A 15,856-nucleotide genomic window follows, 5' to 3' on the forward strand; every position below is an offset into this window, starting at 1 on the left:
TTGGTGCGAGTCGGGCTAGCGTGCGGTCACGGCGGCGAGGTATGTGCTGGCCTTGATCGGATCTAGTAGCCAGTCGGCGAAGTCGTCGGGTGCGGAGAAGCCGTTGGCGAACCGGTCGGCGACGTCTTGGTGTTGTCCAGCGGCGCCGAGGATGTCCAGCACGTGCGGGGGCGGCGGGGCGAGCATCGCGTTCGTCCATGCCGTGCACACGGCGACTCTCGCCCAGTAGGAATCGAACGTGGCTTGCATGAACGCCTGGTCGTAGGGGCGGTCGCCGTGTGCGAGGATCGCGGCGAGGTAGGTGTCCGCGGCGCGGGAGGCGTTGTTGCTGCCCTGGCCGGTGATCGGATCGTTGGCGACGACGACGTCCGCGATGCCCAGGGCGAGGCGTCCGGAGGGCAGGGCCGCGATGGGGTGGCGCACCACGGGCGCATAGCGGCCGGCCAGCGTCGCACCCGGGTCGGTCAACTCGGCTTCGGCGCAGCGCTCGTATTCCCAGGGGGCGAACCGGCGGATCAGCTCAAGGGTGTGCGCCAGGTGCGCGGCTGGGTCGTCTGCGACTTGGTCGAATGTGTCGATGGGGCCGCCGGGAATGCCTTCCCAGAACAGGATGTCGCAGGTCCCCGACGTGGTCAGCGCCGGGATGACGATCAGCTCGCCGACGGTGGGGATCAGGTTGAAGCGCACTGCGCTGGTATCGGGATGTTCCTCGCGGGGCCGCACTGCGTGGACGTAGGCGACCGCGAGAGAACGCTGCGGTGCCGAGTATGGGGAGCGTTCGGCGTCCCGGTCGAACAGTTCGACAATGTCGCCTTTGCCCGCAGCGACGATGACCAGATCGTAGAGGGCGGCGAGGTGGTCGAGGTCGGAAACGGTGGCCGCGTTGATCACCACAGTTCCGCCGCGCTCGGCGAAAAGCTCCAGCCACGCGGCCATCTTCAGGCGCTGGTCGACAGATTGAGCATACTGACTCAGCTGGCCAAGCCAGTTGATAGCGGGAGCTGCGTCGGGACCGGGCACGCTGACCCCCAGCCCGTCGATGCGATGTCCGCTCCCGGCCGCAGACCACAGATCCACTCCGAGGGCGCGTCGCTCCATCTCGAGAGCGGCGCCGAACATGCATTGAGTCGAGGTGACCCTGCCATGGCGTATCTCGCTGGCGGGGCGCTGGCTCATCACGGTCACCTCGTATCCTCCGGCCAGCAGCAGGCCGTGGGCGAGTTGAAGGCCGGCCTGTCCGGCGCCGACGATCAGGATCTTGCGCATCTCTCCCCTTGTTGGTTGGGCATCAGTGGCTGGGCAGCAGGTTCAGGGCGTGACGGATCAGAGCACGCAGTGCCTCGCGCACGTCGCGGCGGTCACGTGCGTCGGCCGTGGTCAGCGGGATGCCGGGCGACAGATCGAGTGCGTCGCGCACCTCGGCTAGCTCGTGGGTCAACTGGCCGTCGAACAGGTTGACCACGACGGTGAAGGGGATATCGCCTCGCCGCTCGAAGTACGCGATAGCGGGCCAGCTCGCGGCGAGATTCCTCGTGTCGACCAGCACGATCGCGGCGAGCGCGCCGCGCGCCAGGTCATCCCACAGGAACCAGAAGCGGTCTTGGCCGGGGGTGCCGAACAGGTAAAGCGTCAGCCCGTCGTCAACGGCGATGCGCCCGAAGTCCATCGCCACGGTCGTAGTGGTCTTGCCGCGCGCGAAGGACACGTCGTCGGCCGGCGCCGCGGCCACGGGCATCAGGGCCTCGGTGCTCGCGACCGGGATCTCGCTGATGGCGGCGACGAACGTGGTCTTGCCCACGCCGAAGGCCCCGGCGATCACGATTTTCGCGGACAGGGCGAGGGAGGCGTCAGAGATTGTCGAGGCCACGCAGCACCCTCTCCAGCAAGTGGCGGTCCGGGATGTCGGCGGCCGGGGGGTGGATGCGCACTCGGCCGACCGCGGCGAGGTCGCCGACCAGGACGCGGATCACACCGAGCGGCAGCGCCAGACCCGTGGCGAGTTCCGCGATCGTGCGCGGATACCGGCATGCCTCGTACACCGCGGCGGTCTCCGGCAGCATGCCGAGCACGCGCTGCGGATCGAACTCGACTGTGCTGATCAGCCGCTCGACGCCGAGGAATCGGTCCGCTGCGGTACGTCCCCGAGTGATGCCGTAGGGGCGCACCCGCGACGGGCGGCGCGGTGCGTGGAGTGCGTACGTGCGCGTCACACGACCAGCCCGCCGCGCAGCTGCTGGCGCACCTGCGGCGTCAGGAGCACCCCGACGCGCTGGGCGAACAGCGACATCTCGTAGCTGACCTGGCCGAGCTTCGCGTCGTGTTCGGTGATGACCGCGAGCGCGGCGCCCTCGCCGAGCGCGGTCACTATCACGTGTCCGTTGCCGTAGCGCAGGATCGACTGCTGGTAGCCCTCGAACCCGAACTCGCGCCCCACCGCGCTGGACAGCGCGTACACAGCGCTGGCGGTCGCCGCGAACCGGTCAGCCTGGTCAGTTTGCATGCTCATGGACGCCGCCAGCTTCATGCCGTCGGTGGATAGCACGATGGCACTGGTCACCCCGGTGGTCGTCGAGGCGAACCGGTCGACGAGGAAGGCCACCTCCTGCGCACCGCCTTCGGCGATCACTGCTGCTCCCACGGTCCCTCCCACGAGGTCGATGCTGTGTCGTGCGTAGAGGCTGTTTCGGCGTGGGCGCGCCGCTCGCCCGCCTCGAAGTCGTTGAGGTCGTCGCGGACGGACTGCGGATCGGGAGGCCGCGCGGACGGCGCGGTCGGCAGCCACGGCCCCGGGTCTTGGGACGCCCGTGTCCGGCGCGGCAGACCGTTCTTCGTCGTGCCCGCGGCCGGGGCGGCGAGGGTCTGCACCCCCCACCAATCGCCGCTCGACGCCGCGGAGAGCACAGGCACAGGTACGGGCGAAGCCGCGGGGACCGGTGCGACGGCCTCCGGAGGGATGATCACGTGGCCGGGCAGGGTGACGTAGGCGATCGTGCCGCCCCCGGGTCGGGGAGCGAGTTGGACGTAAAGCCCGTGGCGGTGCGCGATGCTGGCCACGACGTACAGCCCCATCTGCCGCGCCGAGCGGGCGTCAAGTACAGGGCTGGTGGCCAAGCGGGCGTTGAGCTCCGCAAGCGCCGTCCACTCGATCCCCGGACCGGAGTCGGCAATCTGAATCAGCACCGAGCCGTCGCGGTCGGGATGCCCGGACAAGGTGACACGGGAAGAAGCCGGCGCATACGAGACCGCATTGTCGAGCAGCGCGGCGAGCAGGTGAACCAGGTCGTCCGACACCCCGGGCGGCACGGCGGCGGCAGGCATCGCCGTGAGCTTGACCGGCTCGAAATCAGCCGAGGCACACTGCGCGGCGCGCGCCACGTCCAGCAGCGTGACCGGCCCCTCCAACCCGTCGCACACCTGCCCGCCAGCCAGAAGCAGCAGGCCCTCGGCATAGCGCCGCAGCCGGTTGGCGTCGTGGTCGACGGCGTACAGCGCCTTGAGCGTGCCAGGCTCCACCGCCTCGCGCTCCACCTCGTCGAGTACGCGGATCAGGTGGTAGGTCAACGCCATCTGCCGCCGCGCGAGCGTCGACATCAACACACACAAATCACCGTCCAGGCGCGGTACGGGCTGCTCGACGAATTCCTGCGGGACGGCTTCTATCGGTTGCCGAGTAACCTGGCGCCGCCAGCGTCGCCTGAGGATCACGACGCTCTCACCCCCCGCCCGAGGCGGCCAGGATCGGATGGCGGATGGCAGACCCATGGACTGCTGCCCGAGCGGGCAGGAGACCGGACACTGTGATCGCGTCCGCGCACGCCCGGCAAACGGTGATCGGCACCCCACACGGACCGGTGAACAGCGCGCCGGTACCGGGCTCGACCAGGCCGCGGCAGTACGGCGCGGCAGTCTGATGGCCCCAGCACAGGCAACGGCAAACTCGCTCGCGATCCGCTGCCGCCAGGGGAATCCACACGGTTACCGTGTGGCCCGCGGGGTGAACGATCGAGTCGATGCGCGCGCCGTAGCCGCTGACGACCACCAGACCCCTGAACTCCTCGGCCTCTTCGAAGTCCTCAGGCTCCGGAATCGCGAGCCGCCCGCAACCCTGATCCTGCACGGTGACGGTGACCCGGTCCGGGCCGCACGCGTCGGACTCAAGTTGGAAGGACACGCACACCATCGCGTCCGCAGTCCGCGGACCGTGCTTGACGGCGTTGCCTACCAGCTCACGCACGCTCATCCGCACGGCATACGCCAACTCCTCGTCTCCAAGTCCCCAGGTAGCGAGAACATCGCTGGAGAGTTGGCCAAGACTGTGGGCGATCCTGTCGGTCGCGGGTAAGCACAGATGGCTGATCCGGAAGGTCGGATCAACGGCGGCGAGACGCCGCGGCCCGGTGGCCCGGTCAAGGCCGGATTCGCATGGCGATGGATTCACTGTGAGCCATCCTTGATTCCGCCGGCGATGATGAGTGCGAGCCTGGCCGCGACCTGTGGCGTAACGCGGCCAAGCAGCACCATCGATTGACCGTCAAACCGAACTGTGGACAAGCCAGGCAGGTCACGGGCCGGTGCGAAGCCAGCGCCCGCAAGCGCCTGCGTCAGGGCATAGAGCGCCCTCGCTGCCTGGCTGCCCTCCCCGCCGCTCACGCCGCCTCCGGCGCGACTGAGCGCCAACCACTGAGCAACCTCTCGACGGAGCATCTGCGAGTCAGCACGTTGCATCCCTCCACCTGAAGACCCCTGCCGTGGCGAGTGAGGCGAATGAAGAATTCGGACACGTTGAGCAAACCGCGGATCACTCGGTGTGGGTACGCTGTCAAGCACTGCGATGTGGTGAAAGCGGTGAAAGATCGCAACGGAGCCGAAGGAGCGCTACCAGAGCCATGACAGAGGCACGTCAGCCCAACCGGAAGCTCGCCGCGGTCATCGCGGAAGCCGGGCTGTCTCACGCCAGCGTCGCGTCCGCGTTCGTGCAGGTTGCCCTGGAGAACGGAGCGCACGACTACTCCTCGATCGGCCGCTCCCACGTCACGCACTGGGTCGGGGGAACGCAGCCCTCCGGGGCCGCCCCGGGCTTCTTGTGCGAGGCGCTCTCGCGCCGCCTGGGACGAACGGTCACACCAGGGGACATCGGGCTGCGCACACCGGACGGTCCGCCCGTGATCGACGTCGACTGGGACAGCGATACGCTGGCCGCGCTGACCGACTTCGCGAATCACGAGGTGGATGTGGACCGCCGCAAGGCGCTGGGAGCTGCCGCCTACTCGGTGGCGGCGCTCGCGCTGCCAAGCAGCTCCTGGTGGGCACGGATGGCCCAGCGCAGTTCCGCCCGGCCGGGTACGGGCACCGTCTCTGTCGGCGAAGGCGACGTCGAAGCCGTCCGCGAGATGGTCTCCGCCTTCTCCCGGTCCGACCAACGCCGAGGCGGGGGCCACGCCCGCTCCACCGTCGTGCACTACCTGACCTCGGACGTCGCCAGGCTTCTGCGCGGCCGCTACACGCACGAGCCGGTACGCCGCGCGATGTTCTCCGCTGCAGGCGAACTCGCCTACCTGGCGGGTTGGATGGCATTTGACAACGGGCAGCACGCTCACGCGCAGGCCGGATTCCGCCTCGCCGTGCGGTTGGCAGCCGAAGCCGACGATCAGCCCCTCGCTGGACACATCCTGCGCGCGATGGCGCATCAGGCTATTGACCTCGGTCATGTACGCCCAGGAGTGGAGCTCGCTGCCGCGTCCATAGACGGCGCCCGCTACACACTGGCCAGTCCTCGCGAACGTGCGCTGTTGGGAGTCGTCCATGCGCGCGCATTGGGCGCGTCCGGCGATACGCGAGCAGCGGCAGCCGCGCTGTTGAGGGCAGAGTACGATCTCGCCGACGCGCGTGCCGGAGACGAAGAGCCCAGCCGGGTCTTCTTCTTCGGCGAAGCCAGCCTCGCGCATGAGACCGCATGTACTCTGCGCGACACCGGTGATCTTGCCGGAGCGCAACGGGAGTTTCGCCGCAGCGTCCGCACGCGCAGGGCAGACACCTTCACACGGACCCACGCCGTGACTCTGGGCTACCTTGGCGCCGTACAGGCACGCCAGGGCAGTATCGAAGAAGCCTGCGCCACCTGGTCCAGGGCACTGGACGCCATGGACGGCATCCACTCGGCGCGAACCCGCGCCGTTGTCGCCGACATGCGCTCGGCCGTTTCGCCACTGCGAGGACGCGGCATACCAGCCGTGGCCTCGTTGGACGCTCGCGCCGCGACCTACCTGGCCGCTACGTGAACCCCACCACCGACAACAACCGACTGCGCTGCCGACGCGCCGCCGAATGAGACGGGAGCCGCAATGCCCGCTGAGACGTTCGAACTTGAAACCATCGCCCACGTTGTAGGCGGGCGCATTGAGCCCACCGACGACTACTGGGGCGGCACACGCTCCATCATCCGGATCGACAATCCACGATTCACACCAGAGGCCACAGTCGGACTCGACGACTTCAGCCACCTTGAGGTCGTCTTCCGGTTCCACCTGACAGACCCGACGGACTTGAACCTCGGCGCGCGCCGGCCGCGCGACAATCCGGACTGGCCGCCCGTCGGCACCTTCGGTCACCGCAACATGCGACGCATCAACTGGCTTGGAGTTTCCCGCTGCCGTCTGATCAAGGTCGATGGACTGGACCTCCACGTGGAAGAACTCGATGCCGTAGATGGCACACCGGTGCTGGACATCAAGCCCTGGTTCACTGAGTTCGGCCCCCACGGCGAGGTGCGCCAAGCAGCATGGAGCACCGAAATGCTCGGCAACTACTTCGCGAACCCAAGGCAGGATTAGCTGACTGCTCACGCCTACCTCACGGACTGCCCGCAATAAGACGGCAGCCCCGTAGACCACTTTGCATTCGAGAAAATCGAACGGACTCCGCTCGCCGAACTGCCCGTCGTGATCAGCCGCAGCGAGGTTCGGCCCGCCAATACCGTTGCCGCTCTCCTCGTTCCAGTCGCGAGCCGACCGAACGAGTACCGCGAACGCCTCGACTGTGTCGCCGAGCGAATCTCGCATCATAGATTCGGTGGGAATGCGCACGGGACGAAGGATCAAGGCACGTTCGGCAGGAAGCTGGGATCCCAACTGATCGTCAAGCAGTCGGACAGATCGATCTGACCTGCCGACTCCCGAGAAAAACGGACAGCACTGCATCTCAACCAGCCCATTGGGCCGCGATCTCGCGGCATGCGAGCTGCTGAACAATGTCTCGTACGGCCGAGTCTGCCGCGTCCTCGCCCGGAGTTTCCTCGACCTCGATATGGCTCACCAAGGGCGCCAAGGACCTGTTGATTACATCAACGGGCAGGCCACATTCCCTGGCGTGCATTACCGCTCCGTTCAGTCCGGCCGCGATCTTCGCCGCGCGATCGACAGCGGCCAGGACGTCACGCACCGCTGTGGCCAGTGCCTGCGTAGCCATCGAATGCTGGATATCAACAGTCTTCACGGTCGCGCTCCTCTCGCCTGCGGGTCCGGCTGACGAGCCCGTACTGGCACGCTATAGTCACGTCACGCTGCGTATGGATACGATTCGTATCGGTGAGAGGATGCAGATGGACCGCGCAATCCACGAGCGCATCCGGATGTGGCGCGTCTATCGCGGGTTGACCCAAGCTCAAGTCGCCGCCGCATTTCGCCCCTCACGCTCAGAGGTGTGGGTAAGGAAGCTGGAGGCCGGCGAGCGGCAGGCCGACCCGCGCATAAGCGTGCTTGAGGAACTCGCCAGAATTCTCGACGTATCACTAGCCCGATTGCTCTCCGACGATGCGCCCACAGGTGTCCAGCCAGCTGAGTCTGAAGACGATCCAGCGCTCCTTCGTGCGGTACTCCTAGCGCCACATCGACCTACGGCCACAGTGGCTGAGCCGACGCACATCCTGCGCCAGGCAGCGTGGGGGTTCGACGCATTCCAGTCAGGCCACTACATCACCCTGCTGCGTGCGATGCCGGGCTTGGTCAAATCCGCCCGTGCGCTTCCGCATACCCCGGAGGGCGATCGAGCTGCCTATCGCGTTCATCACCTGGCCGCCACCGTGCTGATGAAGTACGGCGGAGGCGCGGCAGCCTGGCACGCTGCCGACCGTGCCATCGACTTCGCGCGCGCCTCAGGCGATCCCATCGCTGTGGCGCTCGCCGGGCAGATCACCGCCTACACGCTGATGTCGATCGGCGAGCCGGCGACCGGACTTGAAACCGTCGAACTCTTGATAGAAGAGCTGGCTAGACCGCTGTCCGCCCTCGACGGCGATGGCTATACGGCGTTGGGCATGCTCTGGCTCAAAGGAGCCGTCGCCGCAGCCGAGATCGGTGATGCCAGAACAGCTCAGGCAATGCTCGCCCACGCCGCGACGGCGGCGGAACATGTCCCCCTCGGCGCGAATCGTTGGCGCACCGGATACGACGCGCTCAACGTCCGTCTGCACATCGCGTCGATCGAGCATCAACTCGGCCGCTATGGCGACGCTGCACGAACAGCAGAGTCGATCCCCAGTGCTGTTCTCGCATCGCTTCCGCGCGAGCGGCGTGCCCATCACAGGATCGAGTACGCCCAAGCCCTCGTAGCGCTCAACAGGACCAACGACGCCCTCTCCGCACTGCTCGCCGCTGAAGCGGACAGCCCACAGGAAGTGCACACCCGTCCCACGGCCCTTGCACTGATCACCAAGCTGCTTGCGCAGCACGTCGGACAGCCGCCGTCGAAACTCAGCGATCTGGCAGCGCGCAGCGGACTCGCCCGGCCCTGATACGGTGCGCCACGTGGACGCGATCTCCGAAACTCTCGGCGCCCCGCGCGTCGAAACCAACCCGGTACTCTATCTGGTCGGCTGCGCAGCGCCTCCAGTGCTGCACGTCCGCACCGCGATCGAACTCGCGCAATCCCACGGTTACGACACTTGCCTGGTGCTCACGCCGACAGCCGACCGGTGGCTTGCAGAGCAACGCACCGAGCTCGAATCGCTCACCGGCCATCCGGTGCGATCGGCCTACAAACTGCCTGCCGAGCCTGACGTCCTGCCCGCTGCCGACCGATTCATCGTTGCACCCGGGACGTTCAACACCATCAACAAGTGGGCGGCCGGGATCTCAGACACGCTCGCTCTTGGCCTGCTAACGGAGGCCGCCGGACGCGGAACCCAGCCGATCACCGTCCTGCCGTACCTCAACGCCTGGCAAGCCGGCCACAGTGCCTTTCAAACCAGCGTCGACCGCCTCCGCGCGATGGGAATCGATGTTTTGCTCGGCGAGCAGTATTTCGTCCCGCACGTACCCAAGTCCGGCCTGAACAGGCCGAGTTCCTATCCGTGGCACCTGGCCTTCGACGCAGCCCATCAGCTGTAGATCCAACAACTGGCCCATCCGAGCATCCATTGGAGTCCAGACTCCCAAGGAAATCGGGCGCATCAGTTGCCGCGGAACGGGCGGAGAGCTCGCACGATCAGCACGCCATGCGTACCCGAACCTGAAGGGCAACGGATCGGGGCGTTGTTACCGCTTGCATGCAGCGGTTTACCCGAAGCACACATTGTCACACCTTGAGGAAAATTCAAATGAATAGGCACCCGAGAATGAGATGCGACCGGCGACCCGCCCATTTCGCAGTCCGATCCGGAGTCATTCGTCGTCCAGATCATCGAGGTCATCTCGGCCGTCTGAGCCAAACTGGCGCTCGTGAAGCTTAAAAATCTGATCTGGAGTGAGATGGGTGCTTGGCAAAAGGTCTGGATGTTCACGACGCAGGAATTCCATCATCTCGCCAAAGATGAATTGAGCTTCCGGGCGACTGAGGCTAACCAAGGCGCTCGCCATATATGTACCGGCCAGCATAATATCGGCTGGACCGTTTGGTTCTAGCGATTCGGCAAACACTAGCTTCGCGAGTACTACCTTAAAAATTCCGTGCCGGGTAGAAGCAGTTGTTGCATCCGGCATCGTGCTCCATGAAAAATCGTCATCGAGGCTTCTCTTGGGCGCATATTTCGCGATGACATGCGGTATCACTGGATCAGTGAGACTTAGAAACGCGTCATGCAGGGTTTCGTACGCCAATTGAAGTTTCTGATAGACAGCGCTCGGCTCACCCTTCCTGCCGTGAATTGCGATAGCCTGGTCAAATCGTCTTTGCGCGAGCAGAAGCTGATATACACCGTGCCGGTAAAAGCTCTCGCCAGGTTCACTGGTATCGATATCTCGATTCCAGAGATGCGTAAGGGACGCCCATGCGTCAAACTCTCTGGCTATCTCCAGTTTGCGTTCGGGTGCCAGCTTATTGCGGTCGAGGATGTTGCTGACACCTGGAGCTCCGATGCCCAGAGCACCGCCTATCTCCCTGAGCAGGATTCCTTCGGAATACGCTTCGATTACGAGCTCGTGCTTTACTCTTCGAGCAGCGTCCTCGACATCTCGCGCTGTGCGTATCATTTTCAGGATTTCGGCACTTTCGGACTCACTTGGATCGATACCAACTACATCCGCGAAATAGTTGGCGTTTCGCCGCTTAACCGCCAATCGGGCTTCGAAGCGGTCCAGGTCGGCGGTGTAAATCCAATCGGGAAGGATGCAGGGGATCCCTTCCCAGGACTCGTGGTCAGCGTTCATGCCGCCACCCTAACCCCCTCTGCCCAGTTCGCGGCCAGCAGGCGGTTTCACGGGCCGTGAAGCAGTGACTTCACAACACGTGAAGCACTCCATTTGCCCTCCGAGCTGGCTGCACGTCAGGCTTTGCGGGCAGTGAGGGAGGCTCCGATTGGCGTCATGCAACTATCGTCCCTCCCCTTAAATATACGGATGTTAACCTATGGCAACTACACTGGGAATAGGCATAGGATGATCCTTGTCATAGCTATACTGGCGCCGCCGGTCGTCACGCTGAGTTTCGCGCTTTTGTTTCACAAAACGATAGCTAACGCGCTGAAGTCTGCTGTTGAGGCAGAGATCGGACCGCTCGGCTTGAAATGGCACCAACCGGCCCATGAAGATCAAGGTGCTGATCGGTGAATGAATGCGGTCGTCGACGTCATGCTCCAGGTGGGGACTAAGGACTCGTAACGAAATTGGTTCGCTTAGCCCGCGAGAATGTCTCGTGCATCAGCCTTCGTTGATGCTGTCGGAGGTGGGAGACAGCCGAGACGAAAAAGAACCCGCGTCTGCCGTGGGAGGTCAATGGCGGCTTGTGGGAGCGGATCGAGCCGCTGTTGCCGCAGGCCGAGCGCAAACCAAGGCATCCGGGCCGTCCACGACTGGATGACCGCAAGGTCCTCAACGGCATCCTGTTCGTGTTGTACACCGGGATCCGCTGGGGGCTCCTCCCGCAGGAACTGGGCTACGGCTCGGGGATGACCTGCTGGAGGCGGCTGCGGGACTGGAACGCCGCCGGACTCTGGCAGCGACTGCACGAGCTTCTGCTTTCCGAACTGCGCGCAGTAGCACTGGACTTCTCCCGCGCCGTAGTCGACTCCAGCCATCTACAGGCGATGAAAGGCGGGCCGGCCGCTGGCCCGTCCCCGATCGACCGGGCAAGACCAGCAGTAAGCACCACCTGATCGTCGAGGCCCACGGGCCAAATGGCTCTATCGACGTACACCAGGGCGCTGGGATGCTACGGTCAGTTCCAACAGTACGCGGTCGATAGCAATCCGTAATCACACTGTCCGGGGTGGACGACGCAGCTTGAGCCTGCCTCTACGGTGCAGCGTCGACAACATATCAGGCCATTGAGTTGTGCGCCTCGCCACCTGCGGCGCGCATTGAACCTGCACCGCCGTGCCACGCCACGCTGTGTCGGGCTTATCGAGAGCCGACCGTGACCTGCGCACTCGCAGGAAGGCGCACCGCCCATGTTCGACACCTGCGTCACACCACCCTGTTGTGAACTATCACGACCGGACGGCGTGCACTGCCGCGGACTACGAAGATCGGCGCTGCCAAACGGCGCCGAACCCGTTGAACAGCTCGCATCGCGACGCACCATGTCACCGGGCTGCCGTGGTCGCCACCATGCCTGCGGCACCGAGCGTAATGATCGGGAATCGAGCCGGAAGGCGATGGCCAGTGCTTCGTGATTCGTTGTTCATCAGGCAGCTGATGCGATACATAGCCGTCTTCGCCCTAGTGGCTGTCGGCAGCACCTCGGTCGGAACCGGGTCGGCGGCTGCCGCGACCTCCGCAACGGTCAGCGGGAGCGTGACCTCGGCTGGCAGCCCTGTCGGCGGAACGGATGTTTCAGTCTATTCACCCGGCTCTACCACGGGCGCGGTCGCGGATACTACGAGCGCGGCCGACGGTTCATACACGGTGTCGGTACCGCTCGGTACGTGGGACTTCGTCTTCACCCCCGGTGCTCCCTACGCCGCGGTGACCAAGCACAGCGTCGTCGTCTCCGGCGATCAGACTCTCGACGTCGTTCTCGTCCAAAACGGCGTCGGAACGATGTCGGGTCGGGTGGTGGATGATTTGGGTGCTCCGCTTGCCGGTGTCCAGGTCGGTCTCTTCGATCAGAATCTGGGATCGTACGGAGCGGCTACCGGGTCCGACGGGCGCTTCACCGTCTATGCCAAGAACGGCAGCTACGGGCTGCAACTGTCTGCCGGCGATTCAGTGGTCGGTGACGTTCCCAGGCCGCCATCGGGCGCTTGGTACCTGCAGACCGGGAACCAATCGTTGACCGTCAATGGCGACACCAGCGTCGGCGACATCGCCCTGCCTGCTCTGGTCCACTTGGCGGTGACTGTCTTGGACCCGGCCAACAACCCCGTCGCCGCCGGCGTGAACCCCAGCCCCTACAGCGCCGCCGTGGTTCCCGGCTTCGCCACCCTGCTGGGCATCCCGATCGCATCCGGCGCCGTCATCGGCACCGCACCGCAGTACACCGGCACCGACGGCACGATCCCGGGCTTCACCTACTGGCCGACCACGGCCTTGACACTGAACGTCACCCCGGGCGCATCACCACAACTGCTACCCACCACCACCCCACCCATCAACCTCACGACATCGGCAGACCTCGTCGTCGCTTATCAGACCAACGGATCGGTCAGCCTAATCGCCGGATCCGCCCACTTCTACACCACACTCCAGTCCACAACTCTCAACGTGCCCGCCCCTGGCGTGCTCGCCAACGACAGCAACCCCACCGGCCTGGCCGTGCAAGCGCAACTGGCGCAATCCCCGGCGCACGGCTCGCTGACGCTCAACGCCGACGGCTCGTTCGCCTACACGCCGGCAAACGGATTCGTCGGAAACGACAACTTCACCTACCGGATCACTGCCCCGGGCATACAGACACCGCCGATACCGGTGACGATCACGGTGTCCCCACCGCCCCTGCCCGTGGTCACCGCGATCTCGCCGTCGAACGGACCGGCCACCGGTGGCACGAGCGTGACCATCACCGGCTCGCACTTCACCTCGGCCACCGACGTCACCTTCGGAACCATCGCCGCATCGGCATTCACCGTCATCAACGACACCACCATCACCGCCACAGCACCCGCGGCCGCCCCAAGCCTGGTGGACATCCACGTCTCCACCCAGTTCGGCACCAGCCAGACCACAAGCCCCGACCAATACACCTACAACCCGCCGCCGACCGTCAGCGCGATCAGTCCAGCGCACGGGCCGGAAGCCGGCGGCACGAGCGTGACCATCACCGGGACCGGGTTGTCGGGTGCGACCAGCGTCATGTTCGGATCAAAGCCGGCGACGTCGTTCGCCGTGAACAGTGACACCTCTATCACCGCGACCGCCCCGGCCCAGGCCGACGGCACAATCGACATCACGGTCACCACACCAGCCGCCGGCACCAGCACGCCAGCCTCCACAGACCACTACACCTACGACGAGCCGGCACCAACGATCACCAGGATCAGCCCGTCGCAGGGCCCTAAATCCGGCGGTACGGCGGTGACCATCACCGGCAGCGATTTCACCGGCACCACCGCAGTCAAGTTCGGCACTGTCGCCGCAACCTCGTTCACCGTCATCAGCGACACCTCCATCACTGCCACCGCACCCCCGGCGGCGGCTGTCGGTCCCATCGACATCACCGTCACCACCAGCCCGGGCACCAGCGCCACCGGAGCAGCCGACCGGTACACCTACGCCTACCCGTTCAACGGCTTCCTCGCCCCGGTCATCAGTTCCGACTACAACCAGGTCCACGCCGGACAGGGAATCCCCATCCAATTCCAGATCGGTGGCGACCAAGGCCTGAGCATCATCGCCTCCGGCTTCCCGACCGTGCAGCAGATCAGCTGCTCCACCGGCGCGCCGATCAACACCGCCACCCTCACCGACACCGCGGGAGGCGGTGGCCTGTCATACAGCGCGAGCACCAGCACGTACAGCTACGTTTGGAAGACGTCGAAAACGTGGGCCGGCACATGCCAGCAGTTCGATCTTCGCCTCAACGACGGCATCGACCACGTAGCGCTGTTCTCATTCAAATAGCACCAGCACCGTTGCCCGGCACAAAGTGCCGGGCAACGCCACGCCTGGAGGCCAGTAACTGGCCGACCCTTCATCGCTCGCAGATCGCTGGAGTCGACCGCGGCGTAGGAGAAGCCCAGCAGTCCCACGCCACGCAGCTTAGGACTCCTAACAAGGTTGGTTGCGGAGTCGGCGCCATCATTCTGCTGGCGCCGACTCCGCAACACACTCTGTCAGGAGTCGTAATACCCGATCGTCGGATCAACCCGTCGCAGACACGGCAGCAGAGGTGCATCGCCGAAGTCCCACCTTCCGAATCGAGCTGTCTCGGCAGCCGCGTGAACCACCAGGAACTTCCGCCTACCCGCGTAGCTCTCGTTGAGCTCGGCAAGTGTGGCGAGGTGGTCGGAGTGAAAGGCTCGTCGGAGTCTACGTCTGCGCTGGCGAGGACCCAGATGGCGTACTGAGCACCAGCACGACAGGCGTAGGAAACCAGCTGGCCTAGGTGCGAATGGTCGGTTTTGCCGAGCTGCGCCTCGACGATGACCCGCTGCCCGCACGCGTTGAGCAAATCAAGATCCATGCGTCCGCCGCCGACCCAAAACTTGTGACCGGTCTGGTCGTCCTCCGCCGGCCAGTGGTCGCCGACACGGACCTCACGGCCGGCGAACGCCAGCTGCATACCGACCACCCTGCTCAGCTCGTCCAGGTCAGCGGACAGCCAATCGACGAGATCACGCTCCTTAGGCCACAGCTCCTTGCCAACCCCCTCTTGCCAGTGCCAGCCGTTGCAGAAGCGCCGCCACCGCGGATAGGGGGCTTGTCCCTGATTTGTGGACACCGGTTGTTATGTGGCTGTGGCTAAGGTAGCGGTTCGGTGTTCGTAGTCGATGGGGCTGCGGTAGCCCAGGGCGGAGTGCAGCCGGCGGGTGTTGTACCGGGTGATCCACCGGAAGACGGCGAGGCGGGCGGCGCGGCGCCCCGGCCAGCGCTTGGCGCCTTGCAGGGTCTCGCGTTTGAGGGTGGCGTTGAAGGCTTCTGCGGCGGCGTTGTCGGCGCTGGTGCCCACTGCGCCGCGTGAACGTACGACTCCGAGACCGTCGCAGAGTTCGGCGAACTGCTTGGAGACATACTGCGCGCCGTTGTCGCTGTGGAAGATCGCTCCGCGCAGGTGCCCGCCGCGGGTGGCCGCGGCCGCTTTGAGGGCGTCGGCGACCAGGTCGGTGCGCATGTGCTCGGCGATCGACCAGCCGGCCAGGCGCCGTGAGCACAGGTCAAGCACCGTGGCCATTATGTGGAATCTGCGACCTGGGCTTTTGCGTGGAGGCCTTGTCTCACTTCGATGATCGGGAGCTGATATTGCTGCTGGATTTGGCGTGGGGTGGGGC

General features: G+C 65.2%; 14 protein-coding genes and 2 pseudogenes. 6 read left to right on the top strand and 10 right to left on the bottom strand.

What is annotated here, in order from left to right; genetic code table 11:
* Positions 1–15: 15 nt before the first annotated feature.
* The 7 genes from KGA66_RS18055 to KGA66_RS18085 all read right to left on the bottom strand — a co-directional run bounded on the left by KGA66_RS18055 (position 16) and on the right by KGA66_RS18085 (position 4,650).
* Complete coding sequence (locus KGA66_RS18055) at positions 16–1,266, bottom strand: styrene monooxygenase/indole monooxygenase family protein (RefSeq protein WP_211469326.1); 1,251 nt, start codon at positions 1,264–1,266, stop codon at positions 16–18.
* Positions 1,267–1,288: 22 nt separating this feature from the next.
* The gene (locus KGA66_RS18060; RefSeq protein ID WP_369015895.1) at positions 1,289–1,867 is read right to left on the bottom strand and encodes a GTP-binding protein; all 579 of its coding nucleotides are present in this window, start codon (positions 1,865–1,867) and stop codon (positions 1,289–1,291) included.
* Positions 1,848–2,210 carry a DUF742 domain-containing protein gene (locus KGA66_RS18065; protein ID WP_211469327.1) on the bottom strand — a complete coding sequence of 121 codons (363 nt, stop codon included), beginning with the start codon at positions 2,208–2,210 and terminating at the stop codon, positions 1,848–1,850. The genes KGA66_RS18060 and KGA66_RS18065 overlap by 20 nt, the downstream gene beginning before the upstream one ends.
* Positions 2,207–2,638, bottom strand: a complete 432-nt coding sequence (locus KGA66_RS18070) for a roadblock/LC7 domain-containing protein (RefSeq protein ID WP_211469328.1) — start codon at positions 2,636–2,638, stop codon at positions 2,207–2,209. The genes KGA66_RS18065 and KGA66_RS18070 overlap by 4 nt, the downstream gene beginning before the upstream one ends.
* Positions 2,623–3,591, bottom strand: coding sequence for a sensor histidine kinase (locus KGA66_RS18075; protein ID WP_246508041.1), 969 nt, complete (start codon positions 3,589–3,591; stop codon positions 2,623–2,625). Before KGA66_RS18075 ends, KGA66_RS18070 begins: the two co-directional genes overlap by 16 nt.
* Positions 3,592–3,712: 121 nt before the next feature.
* On the bottom strand, positions 3,713–4,438 hold the full coding sequence (locus KGA66_RS18080) for an ATP-binding protein (protein ID WP_211469330.1): 726 nt from the start codon (positions 4,436–4,438) through the stop codon (positions 3,713–3,715).
* Complete coding sequence (locus tag KGA66_RS18085; RefSeq protein ID WP_211469331.1) at positions 4,435–4,650, bottom strand: hypothetical protein; 216 nt, start codon at positions 4,648–4,650, stop codon at positions 4,435–4,437. The genes KGA66_RS18080 and KGA66_RS18085 overlap by 4 nt, the downstream gene beginning before the upstream one ends.
* A gap of 236 nt (positions 4,651–4,886) precedes the next feature.
* Here KGA66_RS18085 and KGA66_RS18090 point away from each other — a divergent pair, with 236 nt between their 5' ends.
* Both KGA66_RS18090 and KGA66_RS18095 read left to right on the top strand, forming a co-directional pair.
* Positions 4,887–6,278 (top strand): NsdA family TPR-like regulatory protein, encoded by a 1,392-nt coding sequence (locus tag KGA66_RS18090; protein ID WP_498066738.1) that lies wholly within the window; start codon positions 4,887–4,889, stop codon positions 6,276–6,278.
* Between the two features lie 63 nt (positions 6,279–6,341).
* Positions 6,342–6,830, top strand: coding sequence for an SAM-dependent methyltransferase (locus KGA66_RS18095; RefSeq protein WP_211469333.1), 489 nt, complete (start codon positions 6,342–6,344; stop codon positions 6,828–6,830).
* A gap of 367 nt (positions 6,831–7,197) precedes the next feature.
* On the opposite strand, the gene KGA66_RS18100 is transcribed toward KGA66_RS18095, so the two are convergent.
* Entirely contained in the window at positions 7,198–7,491 is a 294-nt protein-coding gene (locus KGA66_RS18100; RefSeq protein ID WP_211469334.1) for a hypothetical protein, read from the bottom strand.
* 106 nt (positions 7,492–7,597) lie between these two features.
* Here KGA66_RS18100 and KGA66_RS18105 point away from each other — a divergent pair, with 106 nt between their 5' ends.
* The gene (locus tag KGA66_RS18105; RefSeq protein ID WP_211469335.1) at positions 7,598–8,788 is read left to right on the top strand and encodes a helix-turn-helix domain-containing protein; all 1,191 of its coding nucleotides are present in this window, start codon (positions 7,598–7,600) and stop codon (positions 8,786–8,788) included.
* Positions 8,789–8,801: 13 nt separating this feature from the next.
* On the top strand, positions 8,802–9,383 hold the full coding sequence (locus tag KGA66_RS18110; protein WP_312886964.1) for a flavoprotein: 582 nt from the start codon (positions 8,802–8,804) through the stop codon (positions 9,381–9,383).
* 273 nt (positions 9,384–9,656) lie between these two features.
* Here the strand turns inward: KGA66_RS18110 and KGA66_RS18115 are convergent, their stop codons facing one another.
* Entirely contained in the window at positions 9,657–10,640 is a 984-nt protein-coding gene (locus tag KGA66_RS18115) for a hypothetical protein (protein WP_211469336.1), read from the bottom strand.
* Between the two features lie 548 nt (positions 10,641–11,188).
* Between KGA66_RS18115 and KGA66_RS18120 the strand changes: the two are divergent.
* Both KGA66_RS18120 and KGA66_RS18125 read left to right on the top strand, forming a co-directional pair.
* Positions 11,189–11,667 (top strand): annotated as a pseudogene (locus KGA66_RS18120) (IS5 family transposase); the annotation flags it as partial.
* 668 nt (positions 11,668–12,335) lie between these two features.
* Positions 12,336–14,489 (top strand): IPT/TIG domain-containing protein, encoded by a 2,154-nt coding sequence (locus tag KGA66_RS18125; protein WP_211469338.1) that lies wholly within the window; start codon positions 12,336–12,338, stop codon positions 14,487–14,489.
* Between the two features lie 826 nt (positions 14,490–15,315).
* Here KGA66_RS18125 and KGA66_RS18130 read toward each other — a convergent pair.
* Positions 15,316–15,768, bottom strand: a pseudogene (locus tag KGA66_RS18130) (DDE-type integrase/transposase/recombinase); the annotation flags it as partial.
* Between the last annotated feature and the right edge of the window lie 88 nt (positions 15,769–15,856).

Origin of the sequence: Actinocrinis puniceicyclus (assembly GCF_018283645.1) — a bacterium.
In the GTDB taxonomy this organism is placed as follows: domain Bacteria; phylum Actinomycetota; class Actinomycetes; order Streptomycetales; family Catenulisporaceae; genus Actinocrinis; species Actinocrinis puniceicyclus.

Coding starts and splice junctions, on each gene's coding strand:
- KGA66_RS18055 (WP_211469326.1), bottom strand. CDS start 1,266: ATGCGCAAGATCCTGATCGTCGGCGCCGGACAGGCCGGCCTTCAACTC.
- KGA66_RS18075 (WP_246508041.1), bottom strand. CDS start 3,591: ATGTCGACGCTCGCGCGGCGGCAGATGGCGTTGACCTACCACCTGATC.
- KGA66_RS18090 (WP_498066738.1), top strand. CDS start 4,887: ATGACAGAGGCACGTCAGCCCAACCGGAAGCTCGCCGCGGTCATCGCG.
- KGA66_RS18095 (WP_211469333.1), top strand. CDS start 6,342: ATGCCCGCTGAGACGTTCGAACTTGAAACCATCGCCCACGTTGTAGGC.
- KGA66_RS18105 (WP_211469335.1), top strand. CDS start 7,598: ATGGACCGCGCAATCCACGAGCGCATCCGGATGTGGCGCGTCTATCGC.
- KGA66_RS18115 (WP_211469336.1), bottom strand. CDS start 10,640: ATGAACGCTGACCACGAGTCCTGGGAAGGGATCCCCTGCATCCTTCCC.